General features: G+C 66.6%; 21 protein-coding genes and 1 other RNA gene. 7 read left to right on the top strand and 15 right to left on the bottom strand.

Annotated features, from left to right (window positions below):
- Positions 1-2 precede the first annotated feature (2 nt).
- The 4 genes from M1P99_RS01300 (at position 3) to rnpB (ending at position 2,772) form a co-directional block, all read left to right on the top strand.
- Positions 3-866 carry a Nif3-like dinuclear metal center hexameric protein gene (locus M1P99_RS01300; RefSeq protein ID WP_304450865.1) on the top strand — a complete coding sequence of 288 codons (864 nt, stop codon included), beginning with the start codon at positions 3-5 and terminating at the stop codon, positions 864-866.
- A 90-nt stretch (positions 867-956) separates the two neighbouring features.
- The gene (locus tag M1P99_RS01295) at positions 957-1,718 is read left to right on the top strand and encodes a zinc ribbon domain-containing protein (protein ID WP_304450864.1); all 762 of its coding nucleotides are present in this window, start codon (positions 957-959) and stop codon (positions 1,716-1,718) included.
- Complete coding sequence (locus tag M1P99_RS01290) at positions 1,715-2,353, top strand: histidine phosphatase family protein (protein WP_304450863.1); 639 nt, start codon at positions 1,715-1,717, stop codon at positions 2,351-2,353. The genes M1P99_RS01295 and M1P99_RS01290 overlap by 4 nt, the downstream gene beginning before the upstream one ends.
- A gap of 35 nt (positions 2,354-2,388) precedes the next feature.
- An RNA gene (gene rnpB, locus M1P99_RS01285) (RNase P RNA component class A) lies at positions 2,389-2,772 on the top strand.
- A gap of 71 nt (positions 2,773-2,843) precedes the next feature.
- Here rnpB and M1P99_RS01280 read toward each other — a convergent pair.
- The 12 genes from M1P99_RS01280 to M1P99_RS01225 form a co-directional block, all read right to left on the bottom strand.
- A complete protein-coding gene (locus tag M1P99_RS01280) occupies positions 2,844-3,977 on the bottom strand; it encodes a site-specific integrase (RefSeq protein WP_304450862.1) in 1,134 nt (377 codons plus the stop codon).
- A gap of 9 nt (positions 3,978-3,986) precedes the next feature.
- Positions 3,987-4,163 carry an AlpA family transcriptional regulator gene (locus M1P99_RS01275; RefSeq protein ID WP_304450861.1) on the bottom strand — a complete coding sequence of 59 codons (177 nt, stop codon included), beginning with the start codon at positions 4,161-4,163 and terminating at the stop codon, positions 3,987-3,989.
- Positions 4,160-5,566 carry a replication initiator gene (locus M1P99_RS01270; protein WP_304450860.1) on the bottom strand — a complete coding sequence of 469 codons (1,407 nt, stop codon included), beginning with the start codon at positions 5,564-5,566 and terminating at the stop codon, positions 4,160-4,162. The genes M1P99_RS01275 and M1P99_RS01270 overlap by 4 nt, the downstream gene beginning before the upstream one ends.
- A gap of 202 nt (positions 5,567-5,768) precedes the next feature.
- Positions 5,769-5,936 carry a hypothetical protein gene (locus tag M1P99_RS01265; RefSeq protein WP_304450859.1) on the bottom strand — a complete coding sequence of 56 codons (168 nt, stop codon included), beginning with the start codon at positions 5,934-5,936 and terminating at the stop codon, positions 5,769-5,771.
- Positions 5,933-6,340: a DUF3307 domain-containing protein gene (locus M1P99_RS01260; protein WP_304450858.1), complete on the bottom strand. Its 408-nt coding sequence runs from the start codon at positions 6,338-6,340 to the stop codon at positions 5,933-5,935. Before M1P99_RS01260 ends, M1P99_RS01265 begins: the two co-directional genes overlap by 4 nt.
- 672 nt (positions 6,341-7,012) lie before the next feature.
- Complete coding sequence (locus tag M1P99_RS01255) at positions 7,013-7,162, bottom strand: molecular chaperone DnaJ (protein WP_304450857.1); 150 nt, start codon at positions 7,160-7,162, stop codon at positions 7,013-7,015.
- 20 nt (positions 7,163-7,182) lie between these two features.
- Entirely contained in the window at positions 7,183-7,323 is a 141-nt protein-coding gene (locus M1P99_RS01250) for a hypothetical protein (RefSeq protein WP_304450856.1), read from the bottom strand.
- The gene (locus M1P99_RS01245) at positions 7,320-7,457 is read right to left on the bottom strand and encodes a molecular chaperone DnaJ (protein WP_304450855.1); all 138 of its coding nucleotides are present in this window, start codon (positions 7,455-7,457) and stop codon (positions 7,320-7,322) included. The genes M1P99_RS01250 and M1P99_RS01245 overlap by 4 nt, the downstream gene beginning before the upstream one ends.
- Before the next feature lie 16 nt (positions 7,458-7,473).
- Entirely contained in the window at positions 7,474-8,163 is a 690-nt protein-coding gene (locus M1P99_RS01240; RefSeq protein ID WP_304450854.1) for a DUF2637 domain-containing protein, read from the bottom strand.
- A gap of 226 nt (positions 8,164-8,389) precedes the next feature.
- Positions 8,390-8,530 carry a hypothetical protein gene (locus M1P99_RS01235; RefSeq protein ID WP_304450853.1) on the bottom strand — a complete coding sequence of 47 codons (141 nt, stop codon included), beginning with the start codon at positions 8,528-8,530 and terminating at the stop codon, positions 8,390-8,392.
- Complete coding sequence (locus M1P99_RS01230; protein WP_304450852.1) at positions 8,530-9,867, bottom strand: FtsK/SpoIIIE domain-containing protein; 1,338 nt, start codon at positions 9,865-9,867, stop codon at positions 8,530-8,532. Before M1P99_RS01230 ends, M1P99_RS01235 begins: the two co-directional genes overlap by 1 nt.
- Before the next feature lie 117 nt (positions 9,868-9,984).
- A complete protein-coding gene (locus tag M1P99_RS01225; RefSeq protein ID WP_304450851.1) occupies positions 9,985-10,317 on the bottom strand; it encodes a hypothetical protein in 333 nt (110 codons plus the stop codon).
- A gap of 126 nt (positions 10,318-10,443) precedes the next feature.
- On the opposite strand from M1P99_RS01225, the gene M1P99_RS01220 reads away from it, so the two are divergent.
- A complete protein-coding gene (locus M1P99_RS01220) occupies positions 10,444-11,202 on the top strand; it encodes a GntR family transcriptional regulator (RefSeq protein ID WP_304450850.1) in 759 nt (252 codons plus the stop codon).
- A 44-nt stretch (positions 11,203-11,246) separates the two neighbouring features.
- On the top strand, positions 11,247-11,642 hold the full coding sequence (locus tag M1P99_RS01215) for an NUDIX hydrolase (RefSeq protein ID WP_369696482.1): 396 nt from the start codon (positions 11,247-11,249) through the stop codon (positions 11,640-11,642).
- A 1,001-nt stretch (positions 11,643-12,643) separates the two neighbouring features.
- Here the strand turns inward: M1P99_RS01215 and M1P99_RS01210 are convergent.
- From M1P99_RS01210 to M1P99_RS01200, 3 genes are all read right to left on the bottom strand, one after another.
- The gene (locus M1P99_RS01210; protein ID WP_304450848.1) at positions 12,644-13,108 is read right to left on the bottom strand and encodes a hypothetical protein; all 465 of its coding nucleotides are present in this window, start codon (positions 13,106-13,108) and stop codon (positions 12,644-12,646) included.
- 346 nt (positions 13,109-13,454) lie between these two features.
- Positions 13,455-14,540: a site-specific integrase gene (locus M1P99_RS01205; RefSeq protein WP_304450847.1), complete on the bottom strand. Its 1,086-nt coding sequence runs from the start codon at positions 14,538-14,540 to the stop codon at positions 13,455-13,457.
- Position 14,541: 1 nt separating this feature from the next.
- Positions 14,542-15,102 carry a helix-turn-helix domain-containing protein gene (locus M1P99_RS01200; protein ID WP_156366060.1) on the bottom strand — a complete coding sequence of 187 codons (561 nt, stop codon included), beginning with the start codon at positions 15,100-15,102 and terminating at the stop codon, positions 14,542-14,544.
- A gap of 137 nt (positions 15,103-15,239) precedes the next feature.
- Between M1P99_RS01200 and M1P99_RS01195 the strand changes: the two genes are divergently transcribed.
- Positions 15,240-15,440: an AlpA family transcriptional regulator gene (locus M1P99_RS01195; protein WP_304450846.1), complete on the top strand. Its 201-nt coding sequence runs from the start codon at positions 15,240-15,242 to the stop codon at positions 15,438-15,440.
- Positions 15,441-15,614: the final 174 nt, after the last annotated feature.

The following is a 15,614-nucleotide window of genomic DNA, read 5'->3' as shown; positions in this document are numbered from 1 at the left end:
CCGTGAGCACCGCGAACCCGCACCCCAGCCTGTCCGACGTCACCGCCGCCTTCGAAGAGGTCTACCCGCCGCGGTGGGCCGCCTCCTGGGACGCGGTAGGCCTGGTGTGCGGTGACCCCGCCCAGGCGGTGGGGCGCGTGCTGTTCGCCGTCGACCCGGTCGAAGCGGTGGTCGACGAGGCGCTCGACTGGGGCGCCGACCTCATCATCACGCACCACCCGCTCATGCTGCGCGGGGTGACGAGCGTGGCCGCCCACACGCCGAAGGGCCGTGTGGTGCACCGCCTCATCCGGGCGGGTGTGGCCCTGTACACCGCGCACACCAACGCCGACACCGCCGCACCGGGGGTGTCCGACGCGCTGGCCCGCGCGGTCGGTCTCACCGGTCCGCTGCGGCCCCTGGACCCGGACACCACCGACCCCGAGGGCCGCCGCGGCATCGGGCGGGTGGGCACGCTGGACGGGCCCATGGCGCTCGGGGACTTCGCCGCACAGGTCTCCCGCGGCCTGCCCGCCACCCCGGCCGGGATCCGCGCGGCCGGGGACCTGGACCGCCAGGTGAGCACCGTGGCGGTCTCGGGTGGAGCCGGCGACTCCCTGCTCGACGCGGCGCGGGCCGCCGGAGCCGACGTCTTCGTCACCTCCGACCTGCGCCACCACCCGGCGACGGAGTTCGTGGCGGTTCCCGGTTCCCCGGCCCTCATCGACACCCCCCACTTCGCCAGTGAGTGGCCCTGGCTCCAGGACGGGGCGGACCACCTGGTGGGGGCTCTCGGGCGCACGGGCGGCCCAAATGGGGCTAACGTGGAGACCCGCGTGTCGACGACGGTGACGGATGCCTGGTCACGGGCGTTCACGCACGTCTGACCACCACGCCCCGACCAGGGCGGCCCCCAACTGCACAGCGACCGGCGCGGGCGGCGTCACCGCCTTCCCCAGCCACTTCAGGAGCCATACGTGAAAGCCGAACCCGACGCACAGGCCAGACTGCTCGACCTCCAGGAGCTGGACACCGGGCTCGAGCGCGTGGACCACCGTGCCCGCACGCTGCCCGAGACGGCCAAGGCGGCCGCGCTCAAGGAGCGCGTGGACCAGATCGACAACGAACTGGTGGCCACGCAGACGAAGCTCTCCGACACCGAACGTGAGCAGCGCAAGGCCGAGCGCGACGTCGACCAGGTCCGCACGCGTGCCGACCGCGACGCCAAGCGACTGGAGTCGGGCCAGATCACCAACGCCAAGGAGCTGCAGAACCTGCAGTCGGAGATCGCCTCGCTGGCCCGCCGCCAGGCGGAGCTGGAAGAGGTGGTGCTGGAGGTCATGGAGCGCGCCGAGGAGCTGAACGCGCAGGTCGGCCGGCTGACCGCCGAACGCGACGAGACGGTCGCGAAGTTCACCGAGGTGACCGCTCGCCGCGACACCGCCGCGGCGGGCATCGCGATGGACCGGGACACCATCATCCGGGACCGCGAGCGCGTGGCCGCGGAGATCCCCGCCGACCTTCTGGCGCTCTACGACAAACTGCGCGCCCAGTACGACGGTGTGGCGGCCGCGCCGCTGCGCTACGGGCGGTGCGGCGGCTGCAAGCTCGCCATCAGCACCGTGGAACTGAACGAGATCCGGGCCACCCCCGCCGACGAGGTCGTGCGGTGCGAGGACTGCCGACGCATCCTCGTGCGCACAGCGGAGTCGGGGCTGGGCGGCCAGGCCGACCAGTGAGTTCGGGGTGGGGCGCCCCGGACGAGGCGCCGACCCGACTCGTCCTGCTCAGACACGGTCAGACCCCGATGTCGGTGGAACGGCGGTTCGCCGGCCGGGGCGACATCCCGCTCACCGACGCCGGACACGCACAGGCGGCCGCGGTGGCGCACCGCCTGGCGTCGTGGCCGATCGACGTGGTGGTGTCCTCGCCGCTGGCACGCGCCAGGGACACCGCCGCGCACGCCGCCGAGGTGCTCGGGCTGCCGGTGGAGGTCGACGAGGGGTTCGTGGAGACCGACTTCGGCGACTGGGAGGGCATGACCTTCGCCGAGGCGCGGGACCTCGCCCCGGACGACGTCGACCGGTGGCTGGCCGACACCGCTACGGGCCCGCCTGGGGGCGAGAGCTTCGCCGCGGTCGCCGCCCGGGTGGGGGCCGCGCGTGCGGCCCTGGTCGAACGCCATCGGGGGCGCACCGTGCTGGTCGTCAGCCACGTGACCCCCATCAAGGTCGTGCTGCAGCAGGCGATGCTCGCGCCGCTGTCGGCGTTGTACCGGATGCACCTCGACACGGCGTGCCTGAACGAGGTGGACTGCTTCGCCGACGGGCCCATGGTGGTGCGTTCCCTCAACGACACCGCGCACCTGGCCTGAGCCCGCGTCAACGGGCATAGAATGCGGGGCGAGGGGGAGTCGGCCAGACGGTCGCGGATCCGTGCGAGCGGATTCGAGGAAAGTCCGGACTCCACAGGGCAGGGTGGTCGGTAACACCGACCCGGGGCGACCCGCGGGACAGTGCCACAGAAAACAGACCGCCACCGCTCGCGGTGGTAAGGGTGAAACGGTGGTGTAAGAGACCACCAGCGGCCGGAGTGATCCGGTCGGCTAGGTAAACCCCACCCGGAGCAAGGTCAAAAAGGGAGCCTCCGGGCTCCCGCGCGGATGTTCGAGGGCGGCCCGCCCGAGTCCGCGGGTAGACCGCACCGAGGTCGTCGGCAACGGCGGCCCCAGATGGATGGCCGTCCGGTCCCGCAAGGGACCGACAGAATCCGGCTTACCGGCCGACTCCCTCCCTCACACCCCTGTGACCTGCGGTGCGGCGAGCGAGAGTCGGCCGTGTTCCGGTTCTGTTCCGGATGACGGATCAGCTGGGAGCGCGAAGCAGCAGGTCGATCGCTCCGCGTCCGAGTTCCTCGTGATCTGGGAACAGGTGTCCGTAGGTGTCGAACGTCTCCGTGATCGAGGCGTGCCCCATCCGGCGCTGAATGGCCTTCGGGTTCACTCCGGCCGCGATGAGTGCCGAGGCGTAGAAGTGCCTCAGGTCGTGGAAGCGCGTTCCTTCTGGCAAGCCGACCTTGCCCGCAGCTCGGGACCATGCCGAGTTGAACGCGGACGGTTTGGCCACGGCTTTCCACGTGTTGCTGATCAGCACGTTCCCTGGGGCAGGTGCGTAGAGCTCCATGTGCCGTCGCACCTCTTCGAGGACCACGTCATCCACGGGCACGATGCGCCGTGAGTACTTGGTCTTGAGCTCTACCAGCCTCCCCTTCTGGGCTTGGACCCGGATGTCCACGTGGCGCCTGTCGAAGGCGATGCGCGGAATGGTCAGCCCCAGGGCCTCACCCCGACGAAGGCCCGCGCCCGCACCGAGGAAGACCGCGACACGGTAGCGAGGCGTGATCGCGTCGGCCAGGTCCCGCACGGCTTCGACCGGAAGAGGGTCGATGACCCTGTCACCGAGTCTGGGCAGCTTGACCCGCGAGCACGGGTTGGCGTTGATGATCTCGTCGTCCACGGCGGCCTGCATGACAATGCGCAAGGTGGCGAACGCCGTGTGGACGGTAGTGTTCGCCAACCCTGGATCGGCGTTCAGTCGGGCTACGAAGGACTTGGCGTCTGCCCGGGTGATGCTGCCGATCTCGCGTTTGCCGAACGCGGGGTAGACGCGGTGGCGTAGGTGCCGTTCATAGGTCTCTTTGGTTCCCTCCGCCACGTGGACGAGTTGGGGAAGCCAGCGGGTCTCCGCGTACTCCTGGAGGCCCACCTTCCCGGCACGAGGGTCCACGTAGGCTCCGCGTAGCCGGTCCGCTTCCATGACGGACGCATGGTTCTCAGCGTCGATCTTGCGCTGGAACGCTTGGGTGGCCTCATCCCCACTCGGATCGAGCCACACTGCCAAGTAGCGCTTGCCCTTGCCGTAGCGGGTGGTCTTTTCCTTGGTCACCGACCCGTCGGGGTGCTTGACCTTACGCATCCAGAGGTCTCGGACACGAGCCATCAGTGCACCTCAGTCCTGTTCCAGGACCCAGGCGCGGACCTCGGTCGGTTCGTAGCGGACATGGCGGCCAACCCGGTGCGAGGGAGGGCCGGTGCGCAGGTAGCGCCACTGGTAGAGGGTCTTGACCGGCACACCGAGATAGACGGACGTCTCTTCGAGGGTCCACAGGCGATCGAGGGTCTTCACCGGGCCACCTCCGCGTCTTCGGTTGAGCGACCTATATCGGTGACCAGGGAGGCCAACGCCAGCTCTCCGGGAGTGAGCCCCTGCCCGAGGTAGCGCCAGTTCGTCAGCACGAGCGTGGAGGAGTCGTCTTCGACCACGGGCGGGGTGAACGTCTCGGAGTCCCAGGGGCGACCGGCCGCGTAGTCCGCGCGGACCTGACGGAGCGCCCCGAGCGTGGTGGAGTAGCGGCGTGACTTGGTGGAGAAGTGCCCCCGGAACCCGAGCATGTGCGCCCAGGTGCGGAGCTTGAGGTCTTCCAACTGGGGGTAGAGGCGGGGGTTGCCCAGCCGCCAGCACGTGTAGATCAGACGGGCCGCGTGCGGACGCACACCGGTCATGTCCACGTGGTCGATGTCGTGGATACGCCGATCCAGGGTGCCGGTGTCCTCAGCGGCCTTGGTCGCGTACTTGGCGATGTACCCGGCTACGGCCGTGTCGGTGAGGGCCTGGTCGGGGCCGAAGCTTTCGATCGGGCGCACGTCCACCTGCTCACCCCAGACCAGGGGCCAGGTCCGTCCGTTGACCTCGGGGGAGGTGACCGAGACCGCGCGGGCGGCCGAGTCCACAGCCGCGGTGAGCATGTCGAGGCTGGCCCACACTGGAGGCGGCGGCCAGGCGTTGGGGTCCTTGGTGTAGCCGTCGAGGCGGATCACGGCGTGGAAGTGGACCGCGCCCCGGGCCTGGAACTCCGCGACCTTGGCGTAGGAGATCCGGACGCGCTTGGAGAACTCCGTCCGGGAAAGGCCGGCGGCGGAGGCCAGGTGGTTGCGCAGGTAGAGGGTGAAGCGGCGCCACAGCTCACCGGTGTGTGCGTGCCACAGGACGTGGCCGACGTAGTCGTAGGCGGTGTGGTCGATCGGCTGCCCGATGGCCGGGTCGTCGGCGCGGTGGCGCTTGAAGCAGGCCGGGCCCTTCCTGCGGGGGTGGCACACGCGGGAGCGGCCGTCCTTGCCGGGGCCTTGGTGGACAGGGCCGAAGGAGGGAGCCGTCAGGGTGATGAACGCCCGGGGGTGGAGTCCAACCGAGGCGGGCACGCCCTTGTCTCCGCCCACGACACCGGCCTTGACCAGGTGGTAGGTGTCGCCCCGGTATTCCTCCGAGCAGGAGGGGCAGCGGGAGGCGCGCCGGTTCTTGCAGCGCATGAGGAGTTCGTTGGCCGGTTCGTTGGCGGTGGAGTAGTGGGACAGCAGCTCACCAGTGGCGGCGTTCACGCGCGTGGTCTCACCGGTCAGGCGGACGGGGCAGGCACAGCCGCGCAGGGAGCGGGCGCGGTCGATCCACCGATCGAGGTGGTTCTCATCCATCGCGGTGATGCGTGCCAGAGCGGGGCCGATGAGGCCGCCGAGGTGTTCGGGTTCGGGCATGACGAAGCAGGGCCTTTCAGGGGTAGGTGAGGCCCCGGTGCGGCGGCATGGAGCGGTGGAAGCAGCGCCGTCACCGGGGCCGGGATCAGTTCAGGTCAGGGGGACCAGGTGGTCTCGCAGTCGCGGCACTCATATCCCATGACGGTCGTGCCGCCGTCGTAGCTGTACTCGGTGATCTGGTCGCCGTGGCAGCTCGGGCACATCAGGACCACCACCCCGACTGTTTGAGGGTGCGGCGCTCATCGAGGTAGGCCTGGTAGCTGGTGTCCTCATCCCAGGAGTTGGAGCAGTCCCGACACTCCGAGCCCAGCGAGGTGCCGTTGCGGCTGTACTCCGTGACGTTGCTGCTGTTGCAGCTCGGGCACTTCACGACTGGTCACCGCCGGAGGAGGCCACGAGCGCGGCCATGAACAGGGCGGCGTGGTGCATGGCCTGGTCGACGTGCGCAGCGCCACCGGCCCGGTAGAAGTCGGAGGAGCCGGTGTGGTTCATCCACCAGCGCACGGGCCACCGCCGGTCGATGATGCTGTGCGTCACCCAGGACACGGCCACACCAGCGGCCAGCCGGGCAGGGGAGAGCCGCAGCCCGAGCGTGCGGGAAGCCAGCGTCAGGGCGGTGATCTGGGCGAGGTGGTAACTGGCCACGTGCGCCTGGTTGGCCGACCACGAGGTGGGTTTGTGCTGTGCCTGGTGATCGTTCTGCAGGAGGTAGTCACCGACGTGGTGTGCGGCCGTCATCGCGGCGAGCACCGTGGGGAAAGCGGAGGATGTCATAGGCTGGTCGGGCCCCTTTCGTTCCTTGCATTCGCGTGTTGGGTTCGTTGGGTAGGTGAACCGGGGTGCGGTGGCATGTGTGGAAGCAGCGCCGCACCCCGGGATTTCGATCGAGTGGACCGGTTGGTCCCCACACCGCCCCGTGGGGCGGCATGGCCATCAACCGGATGGCCCGGGATCTAGCGGTAGTGGTCCGTGTAGCAGGTCAGGCAGGTACGGCCCTCACGGCCGTTCTCGAAGAAGAGCGCGAACCGCACGCCTCCGCATTCGGTGCATGCCATGGCGGAGCCTCCTACCGGTTGGGGCACTTGAAGCAGCGCGCCGGGTGGGAATCGAGGGGTCCGCTGTAGCTGACCAGCTCACCGCAGTGGCCGCAGGTCTCCAGTCGCCAGCTCATCGGGTAGGCCTCCCCACGGTCACCTTGGTGGCGTCCTCGGTCTTCTTGGTCGGGTTCTCCCAGCAGCCCATCAGGGACTCTCCTTCTCGTTCGGTGTTCGCGTGTTGGGTTGGTTGGTCAGGTGATCCGTCGCGGGTGGCAGCAGGTGTGTGGAAGCAGTGCCAGCCCACGGGGTCAGACAGACGTGAGGCCGCAGCCGGAGCAGTCGGCACAGGTGACGCCCTCGCTGAGGACCCCGAGGCCGTAGCAGGTGGCGCACAGGTGGCTGTCCGGCATCAGAGGTCAACCGTGATGGTCTTCTTGCCGGTGCCGGTGCCGGAGCACTCGGGGCACGTCTGGCGGCGGGTGAGCAGCAGGCCGCGCTTCTCGCTGATGATGGTTCCGGCGCCGTTGCACCGAACGCAGTTGATGATGTAGGTCTCCATGGTCTTCGTTTCTCCTCGTGTCAGTTCTCGTCAGCGGGGGTCTTGCCGGTGCCCAGGCAGTTCAGGCACCAGCTCTGCTGTCCGCGCAGGACGCGGCGCATGGGCACCTCTTCGGTGACGTATCCGGTCCCCTGGCAGTTGGGGCAGTCCTTGGTGGTCATCGCTTCTTCTCCGTTCCGGTCCCCTCGCAGGTGCCGCAGGCGGTGTACTTACGGACCAGCAGGCTCCACCCGCCCCACTCCCGGTCCCGGACCCGGCCGGTGCCAGCACAGTCCAGGCACATCCAGTCCTTCATCTCTCCACCTTTCTCCTCAGGCGGTGACCTGGTCTCGCAGGGTCGCCGCGATCTGTTCGGACACCCCGAGCCGGGAGCGCAGAGCGGTCACGGTGATCTCGCGTCCGTGGGTGACGCGGTAGTCCTGGGCGACCTGGGCGGCGTAGGACGCCAGCGGGTGACCCTGTTCCACGGCGGCCGGGGCCACGTCGTGCGTAGGTGCCACGGGGGCGGGCGCCGGTTGCGGGACGGAATCGGCCGCAGGCTGCGTCTCCTGCCGGTGCCAGTGCACCTCCGTGACCCGCACTTCCTCCCGGTCCTGGACTCCGGACGCGGGATCAGCCTCAGCCGGTTCGGGTGGGGGCCGGTGGCCGGCGCGGCGCTCCAGCATCGACATCGCGACCAGGAACGCAGCAGCCGGAACGGCCGCCATGATCCAGCCCCACACCGTGGGCTGAGCCGTGGCCAGGTTCGCCGCCAGGGTCAATACCACCGCCCCGACCAGGACCACGGTCGGCCACATGCGGTCCGTTGTGTCTCGCTGGCGCTCCCGAGCGGCCATCACACATGTCAGGTCGATGGAGACCGCAATGGCCCACGCCATCCATCCGTGCTGTCCCGACTGTTCGGCCAGGTCCCGGATGTGGGTGAAGGAGCCAGCAGCGGCGATTGCGGCCAGGATGAGGATTGGACCCCAGTCCACAGCGACCGCCAGGACGCGTCTCATGGTTCAGCTCCACTCGTAGTCGAAGTACTGCCACTCACAGGCAGGGCAGGCGAGGTAGGCCCCTCCGGTGCGGTTGTGCACCCACCGGGCGCCGCCCTTGCCGCACAGCTCGCAGATCACGGCGTCCACCCCAGCTCGGCGTAGTGGTCCTCACACACCCACTCGTTGGTGGTCAGGGTCTTGGTGTAGGCGTCCTTGCAGCAGCGCGAGCACCAGTACACGGTGATCACTTCCAGCGCCGCAGGCCGCGCAGGTCCCCGGCGAAGTTGGCTTCCATGTCGGAGTAGTGCTCGTTGCACACCCAGGACGACTCCTTGCCGGAGAAAGCGTTGATGGTCGCCTTCTTGGAGCAGAACTCGCAGGTCATCAGGACAACTCCTCTTCCAGTCGGTCCCAGTCGACGGCGTCGGCCGGAACGGTTTCCTTCTCTGTGGTGCGGCCCGAGACCAGGGCGTCCCAGTCCGGGGCCAGGTAAGCGAACTCGGCCGAAGCCTCTTCGGCCATCTCTTCGGTGGTCAGGTCCGAGCGAACCCGGTACCAGCGTCCGTCAGCACCCACGGTCACGGCGACCCCGGGCATCTCGGCGGGGATCTTCATCGCGGCCGACAGCGAGTCCGGAGCCAGGTCACCCAGCGCCATCTTGGCCGTCTCGCCGTCGTTGACCCGGTGGCAGATTCGCCCGGTGATCTGCGAGCGCAGAGCCGTTACGCCCGGTCCGAGGTCCGAGCCGACCCGCTGTCCGGCGACCACCAGGTGCAGGCCGAACGCCCGCCCGAGCTGGGCGTTGCGCAGCAGCAGCGTCGAGGTGCGCGCGATCTCGTCCTTCTCGGACTTGTCCGTCATCAGGTACAGCTCAGCGACCTCATCGACCACGACCACCACCGGCATTGGCCGGACGTCGTCCGGGAGCTGCCAGATGTTGCGCACCCCCGCCTCACGGCACTGGGTCATCCGGTCGTTGAGAATCGTCATCAGGTCATCGAGCAGCACCGTGCACTCGGCCCGCGTGGTCGCCAGCTTCGACATGCGCTTGGCATATGGGGTGAGCTCCACCCCGCCCTTGAGATCGAGCCCGGCCAGCGCCACCGGTTGGGGCGCGAGCTGGTACACGAGGGCGTTGATGTCGGTGGACTTGCCCGACTGGGTCGCGCCCATGATCAGCCAGTGCGGCACCGCGCGGAAGTCGATCACCCAAGGGTCACCGGTCTCCAAGGTGCCCATGCGGACCTTGAGGAGTTCCCAGTCACGCGCCACGGGGGCGGCGTTGGTGACGGTGCCCAGCGGGTCACGACGGGAGGCCACCAGCTCCACCCACCCGGGGCCGGAGGTGCGGATGCGCACCGAGTCCACGCGCCAGGCGTGCGCGAGGCGGGTCAACGCCTCCTGGTAGTCATCGGGGGTCTGGCCGTCGTGCAACCGGGCGCGGACCCGGAACCCGTACGGGGTCGGCCGGAAGCGACGAAGCTTGGGCTTCTTCTCCACGCTCACCCGCCTGACACCGCCCTTGACCTGGGTCTTGCGGCGGGTCACCGACAACCCGCACCCCTGGGACACGTGATCCCACGTCAGGTGCACTCGCAGCGCGGAGCCGACCAGGCCGGGCCCGTAGGACCAGGTGTTGGGTGACCAGTGGTGCCAGGCAGCGGCCGAGACGGGCAGTGTGAGACCAGCGGCGGGAACGGCCCACAGGATCTCGGGGAACATGGACACTCTCCTTTCAGGGGGTTTCGCCCTTGCCGTTGCAGGTCGGGCACAAGGTGAGCTGGTATCCGGGCATGTGCCGGACCTCTCCGATGCCGACGCAGACGGAGCAGCGGGGCATTACTCGGCGGTCCGGCGCATGTCCAGGGGCGCGACCGTGGCGGCGGCGAAGGCCACGCCGTGGCGACCGTTGGTCTCCCACGGGATGGCCGTCAGGCTCTCCACCGTCAGCGGGGTGCCCAGACGGGCGGTGATGGCGTGCGTCGCGGGGAAGCTGACCAGCAGCGTCTCGGCGTCGTTGTCCTCCACCTGCGCCAGCACCTTGAGCTGCCACATCGGGGAGCCGTCCGCGTTGTACTTGATCTCGCCCGTCTGGCGGTCTTTGACCTTCGGGCGGGGGGAACCGGCAGCGATGAACGTCATCTGGGCGGTGTCAACGGGGATGTTGCGCACTGGAATCACCTCTCGTGGTTGCTTGTTATACCTATTACAACAGGTTCGAGCGGCGAAGGCAACCCGCCTGGGCAAGAACCTGTCCCGTCTGGTGAACTAGGTACAACAAGTCGAGGAGGTGATCGCGTGACCAAGTGGAGCGGCACCCCCATGTACCTCACGATCGCGCAGGAGTACCGGAAGCGGATCGTTCAAGGTGAGCTGGAGCCGGAAGACAAGCTGCCGTCCGAGGCCGAGCTCATGAGCGAGTTCGAGGTTTCAAGGGTGGTGGCACGGAGGGCCGTCGATGTCCTGCGCAACGAGGGGCTCGTGGTCAGCCACCCGGGCAAGGGCAGCTTCGTCAAGAAGATTGAGAAGATCACCCGGGATAGCAGCAACAGGTACTCGCGTCGGAAGGCCGGTAGCACATCACCGTTCAAGCGAGATGCCGCGAAGACAGGGAAGACGGCCGACTGGGAACATGTCAGCTCTCGTGAGCGTGCTAGCCAGACGATCGCCAAGCGACTCGGTATCGCTGCGAATGACCCGGTTATGCGTACGGCCTACCGGTTCTTCTCCGAGTCCCAGCCGATCCAGGTCTCTGATTCCTGGGAACCGCTTGCGCTGACCGGGGGGACGTCTGTCGAGCTTCCCGAAGACGGAGCCGCCACGGGAGTTGTGGCACGCATGGACCTCATCGGTCAGCATGTCGACTCGGTCACGGAGAAGGTGACAGCGAGGGCGGCCCTCCCCGAGGAGGCGCAGAGGTTGGAACTTCCCGCGCACAGTGCCTATGTCCTGGTCATCGAACGGACCCACTACGTGGGAGATCAACCCGTTGAGACCTGCGACATCATCTTCCCGGGGGACCGATACGAGTTGACCTACCGGCTTCCCGTCACCTGATGGAGAAAGAGGGCCAGGCCATCTCAAGCCGTCACTCTGTCAGCGTGACCGGAATCGTCTTCAACGAAGACGGCCACGTTCTGGCGATCCAGCGCCAGGATGACGACCGTTGGGTTCCACCCGGCGGAGTGCTGGAGCTCCATGAGGACCCGAGGGATGGTGTCGTTCGTGAGGTCTTCGAGGAGACCGGGGTACAAGTGAAGCCGGGGCGCCTCATCGGGGTCTACAAGAACATGCCACTCGGTGTGGTGAGCATGGCGATCCTGTGCGAGGTCGAGAGCGGAGAACCCACGGCCTCGGAAGAGGCCAAGGTTGCGCGCTGGATCAGCGTTGAAGAAGCCCAGCATCGAATGCCGCAAGCGAGGCTGATTCGTGTCTTGGACGCTCTGCGGGATGACGGACCATTCATCCGATGCCATGACGGTACGAACCTGGTGTGAGCCAAGGGAAGCCCGGAGGACCTGCAAGTCTTCCGGGTTTCTTCATGCCCGGAGTCGGGGTGATGAGAAGTTTCCTTACGTCTTCAAGCCCGCACCTGCGGTGCGGGGAGGCCCTGGTGGGGTCGGTGGTGCTCAGACTTTAGGCACCTCTCCGGGGCGGGTCCCTCCTGAACCACCACCAGGGGGCCGGAGGGGTGAAGACGCGGTGAGGGGGCAAGCCCCCTCCCCATTGGCGGAGCAAGCGTAATGGCCCCCTGGCGGTGGTTCAGCCCGCCCCGGACAGGACACCGCCCAAAGTCTGCCCACCACCTTCGGACCCAGGGGAAGCCGTGGGAAGGGGCGGGGATGGGGGAAGGGGGCGTATGGGGGTGGGGCCTGGTTCCTTTGCTGATTCGACCCGCCCGGGTCGAAGCGCGAAGTAGATGAGGCAGGCCGGGCCGGGTGTGCGGGAGCGAAGCGCTCGAATTGGATGCGGGGTCGGCTGGGGTGTTCGGGGATCGAGGGCACGGCAGGGGCGAGCGGGTGCGGATGTCGCGGGCACAGTTCACCGGGGAGCGTTCTCCACGGGCAAATCAGTGCGAGCGTGTTGATGTACCGAGCAACCAGAGTGCGCAGAGCGCGGTTGCTGGACACCCTGACGGATGTCCGGCGGTCGGCGCGCCGCGTCCGCGCTCGCCAGCGTCCCGCGCGGCGCGTCCTCGCGCGCCCCGCCGTGCCCAAGGAGTTCGGGCACGGCGTTCGTCGCAGGTGAGCGAACCAAGGGCAGCACCAGTCCAGGGATACCAAGGGGTGTGGTGAACCGACAGAGCACACAGGCCAGGCAGGCGGCGGATTCCAGACAACCAGGTTGGGGACAGCCATCGGAGAGCCAGGCTGCACGCGGAAGGCGGGGCCTCAAGAAGGCAGAGAAGGGAATCGGATTGAGCATAAACTTTGGAGATAAAATACTTAATTTACTACACTGAGCGTCGCCAGGAGTAGTGTCAACTTATCTGAGATTATTATTCTTTTCTGATTTCTGCTGAAAACTTCATGCCGTTCGCTTTGTTCAAGAGATCGCGACCGTACCGCCAGGTGACCTCACCTTTTTCGGCATCCATCTGACGTGCAAACTCTTCTGCTTTCGGCAAGATTCGCTGAAATGAAGCCCCCCAAAGGGTCAGTACCTCGGACTCTTCTATGTAGCCTTTTCTGCAATAGTATCCCATTATATCGATAAGCGAGAGTGATTTATTAACCATTTCACGATCTTTTTCTTCGAGCCTCCTTGTGTGCTTATTTTCCTCTAGCAACTTAATTAAGATCCTTCGACCCCTCTGATTTTCGATCTCGGTCATTTCTTCATGAATTTTTAGAAGTAGATTCCTTCTATCTGAGTGTTTTCTGATGAGTATGTCGGCCACGAAAACAGATATCGCAGCAATCGCACCGATTAAGGCTGCTATAATCGCTCCAATTAGTGTCATTTGGACCACACTCCTTTCGCAGGTGCGAGATATGGCAACCTTAGACCATTTTGGTTTTTTTGTTGCCTTGGGTTTGGCAAAAAATATTTGTATGTCCGGGTGCCTGCTTCGATACTGTCTGGCTGATCATCTGTTCCGGCTGTGTTCCGGAGCGGGTCGGGGAGCACCGAGGAGCAGCGAGAAGCCGCGAGACCTGTCATCACAGGTGACGCGGCTTCTGTGGGTGTCGCCCCAGGTCGATCGAGGGGACATGATTGAATCCGGCTTACCGGCCGACTCCCTCCCCTCACCTGCGCATATGCAGCTGTGAGAGGCCCATATCCCGGATCTATCCCGGATGGGTTTTCTATGCGGCGAAGTTCAGGGCCTTGTCCATCGCGCCGCGACCGAGGTCCTCATGGTCCGGCAACAGGTGCCCGTAGGTGTCGAACGTCTCTGTGATCGAGGCGTGCCCCATCCGGACCTGAATCGCCTTCGGGTTCACCTGCGCCGCGATCTGGGCTGACGCGTAGAAGTGCCTCAAATCGTGGAAGCGAGTGCCCTTCGGCATGCCGGCCTTCTTCACTGCTGCCCGCCACACGTCCCCGAACCGGTTTCGTCGAACCGCTGACCGGTCAGCGTTGGTGATGAGCACGCCGTCGGTCCGCGGCGGGTAGTCCCGGACGTGCCCCGTGAGGGCCGCGAGGATCCCGTCATCCAGCGGTACCACCCGGCGGCCGGCCTTCGTCTTCACGTCCACGAGTTCGCCGTTCTGCATCTGCTGACGCACGACCAGGCGCCGCTTCAAGAACTCGACCCGCTTCTCGACCAGCCCCAGACACTCGCCCTGTCGCAGCCCCGCACCGGCCGCCAACACCACGGCGATCCGGTAGCGGGGCTGAATCGCGTCCGCGAGCGCGAGCACCTGGTCGGCCGAGAACATGACCAGTTCGCGGTCCTCGATCTGCGGGAGCTTCACCCGCGTGCACGGGTTCGCCACGATGATCTCGTCGTCTACCGCGGCCTGCATGATGATGCGTAGCGTCGCGAACGCGGTGTGCAGGGTCGACGCGCTCACAGTGCCCTTGACCTCCGAGACGAACGTCTTCATGTCGCCGCGGGTGAGGCTCCCAACCGGCCGGTCGCCGAACCGGGGCTGAATCCGGTTGCGCCAGTGCCGGTCATAGGTCTCGACCGTGTTGTCGACCAGGTGGTGTTGGGCCGTTTTCCACTTCGTGTCGACGTACTCGGTGAGCGTCATCTTGCCGCGCGACGGGTCCACGTAGGCCCCGCGCATCATGTCAGCCTCGACCTTGGCGGCCCACTGCTCAGCAGGAGGCTTGCGGTCGAAGGACTGGTTCTTCTCGTTGCCGGACGGGTCGTACCAGATCACACACCAGCGCTTACCGGTGCCGTGCCTGCTGGACTTCGACCCGTCCTTGTTCTTCCACATGTCACGTACTCGGGCCATCAGGGGGCATCTCCTCATCGGCGAACTCGTCGAACTGTCCGCGGTCCTTGTAATGCTTCTCGATTGCGCGGCGAAGACGGTCCTCGTGACGGCGCTCTGGCAGCCACCAGGGCCGCCCGTAGGCCTGGTACAGGGTGTGCCTGGTGTGCTGCTCGCCAGGCGCTTCCTGCGGGTCGCGTGGGAGCGCCGGGGCGTCTCCGGTCGCCCATGCCCATGCCTGGTCAGCCGTGGTCTCGCCGACGCCGGTGATCTCAACGGTGTCGTTCGCGCGGTCCGAGGTTCCCAGCAGTAGAGCGACTGGTGTGGTGTTCAAGGCGAGGGCCAGGACTACAAGTTCGTCTGCGTTGATGTGCCGAGCTCCGGGGCGGCCATCGGCCGCAGCCTCGATCTTCTGAACCCCTTCCCGGGGGATCTCGTAGCCCAGCTCAGCCGTGCGAGCCGAGAGCTTGGCGGCCGAAAGCCCCTGAGCTTCCCTGAATCGGCGGACGTTCCGCGCCACGGTCTTAGTGCTTCCGCCATGGAATTTAGTCTTTCGAGTCGCCATGGGAGCCACTGTAACGAGCAATCCGGTGACCTCCTTTGCTGTCTGGCAGCGTCTGTGGATATGTGCTAGCTTCGTTCATACGTGCACTCATGTCAAGTAGAACTGCACTTAAACAGTGCAATCTTGGAGGGTGGGAGATGAACGCCAGGTATCTGACTCCGACGCAGGTAGCCGAGATGACGGGCTACACGGTCAAGACCCTCAGCATGTGGCGGTACGAGGGGCGCGGACCGAAGTACATCAAGACTTCCCCCGGTCGTTCCGGCCGCATCCGCTACGAGCTGGCAACCGTCCTCGCGTGGATGAAGGAGCGCGAGCAGAGCGGAGCTGCCGCATGACTCGCACACACAACAGCGGCCCGGTTGGTGCGCCAACACCAAACCGGGCCGGAAGTCCACGGCTGGCAGGCCGGGACCAGAAAGCCGCCACTTGGGATCAGGGAGACTTCATGCCCATCGTACCGAGTCAGCGCCAGGCGCCCACGGCACCCCGCCGACCCGCCACGCGCACGG

This window comes from Nocardiopsis sp. YSL2, assembly GCF_030555055.1.
Lineage (GTDB): Bacteria > Actinomycetota > Actinomycetes > Streptosporangiales > Streptosporangiaceae > Nocardiopsis.
Note: the sequence above shows the minus strand (reverse complement) of the source record. Positions and strands in the feature narration are given on the sequence as shown.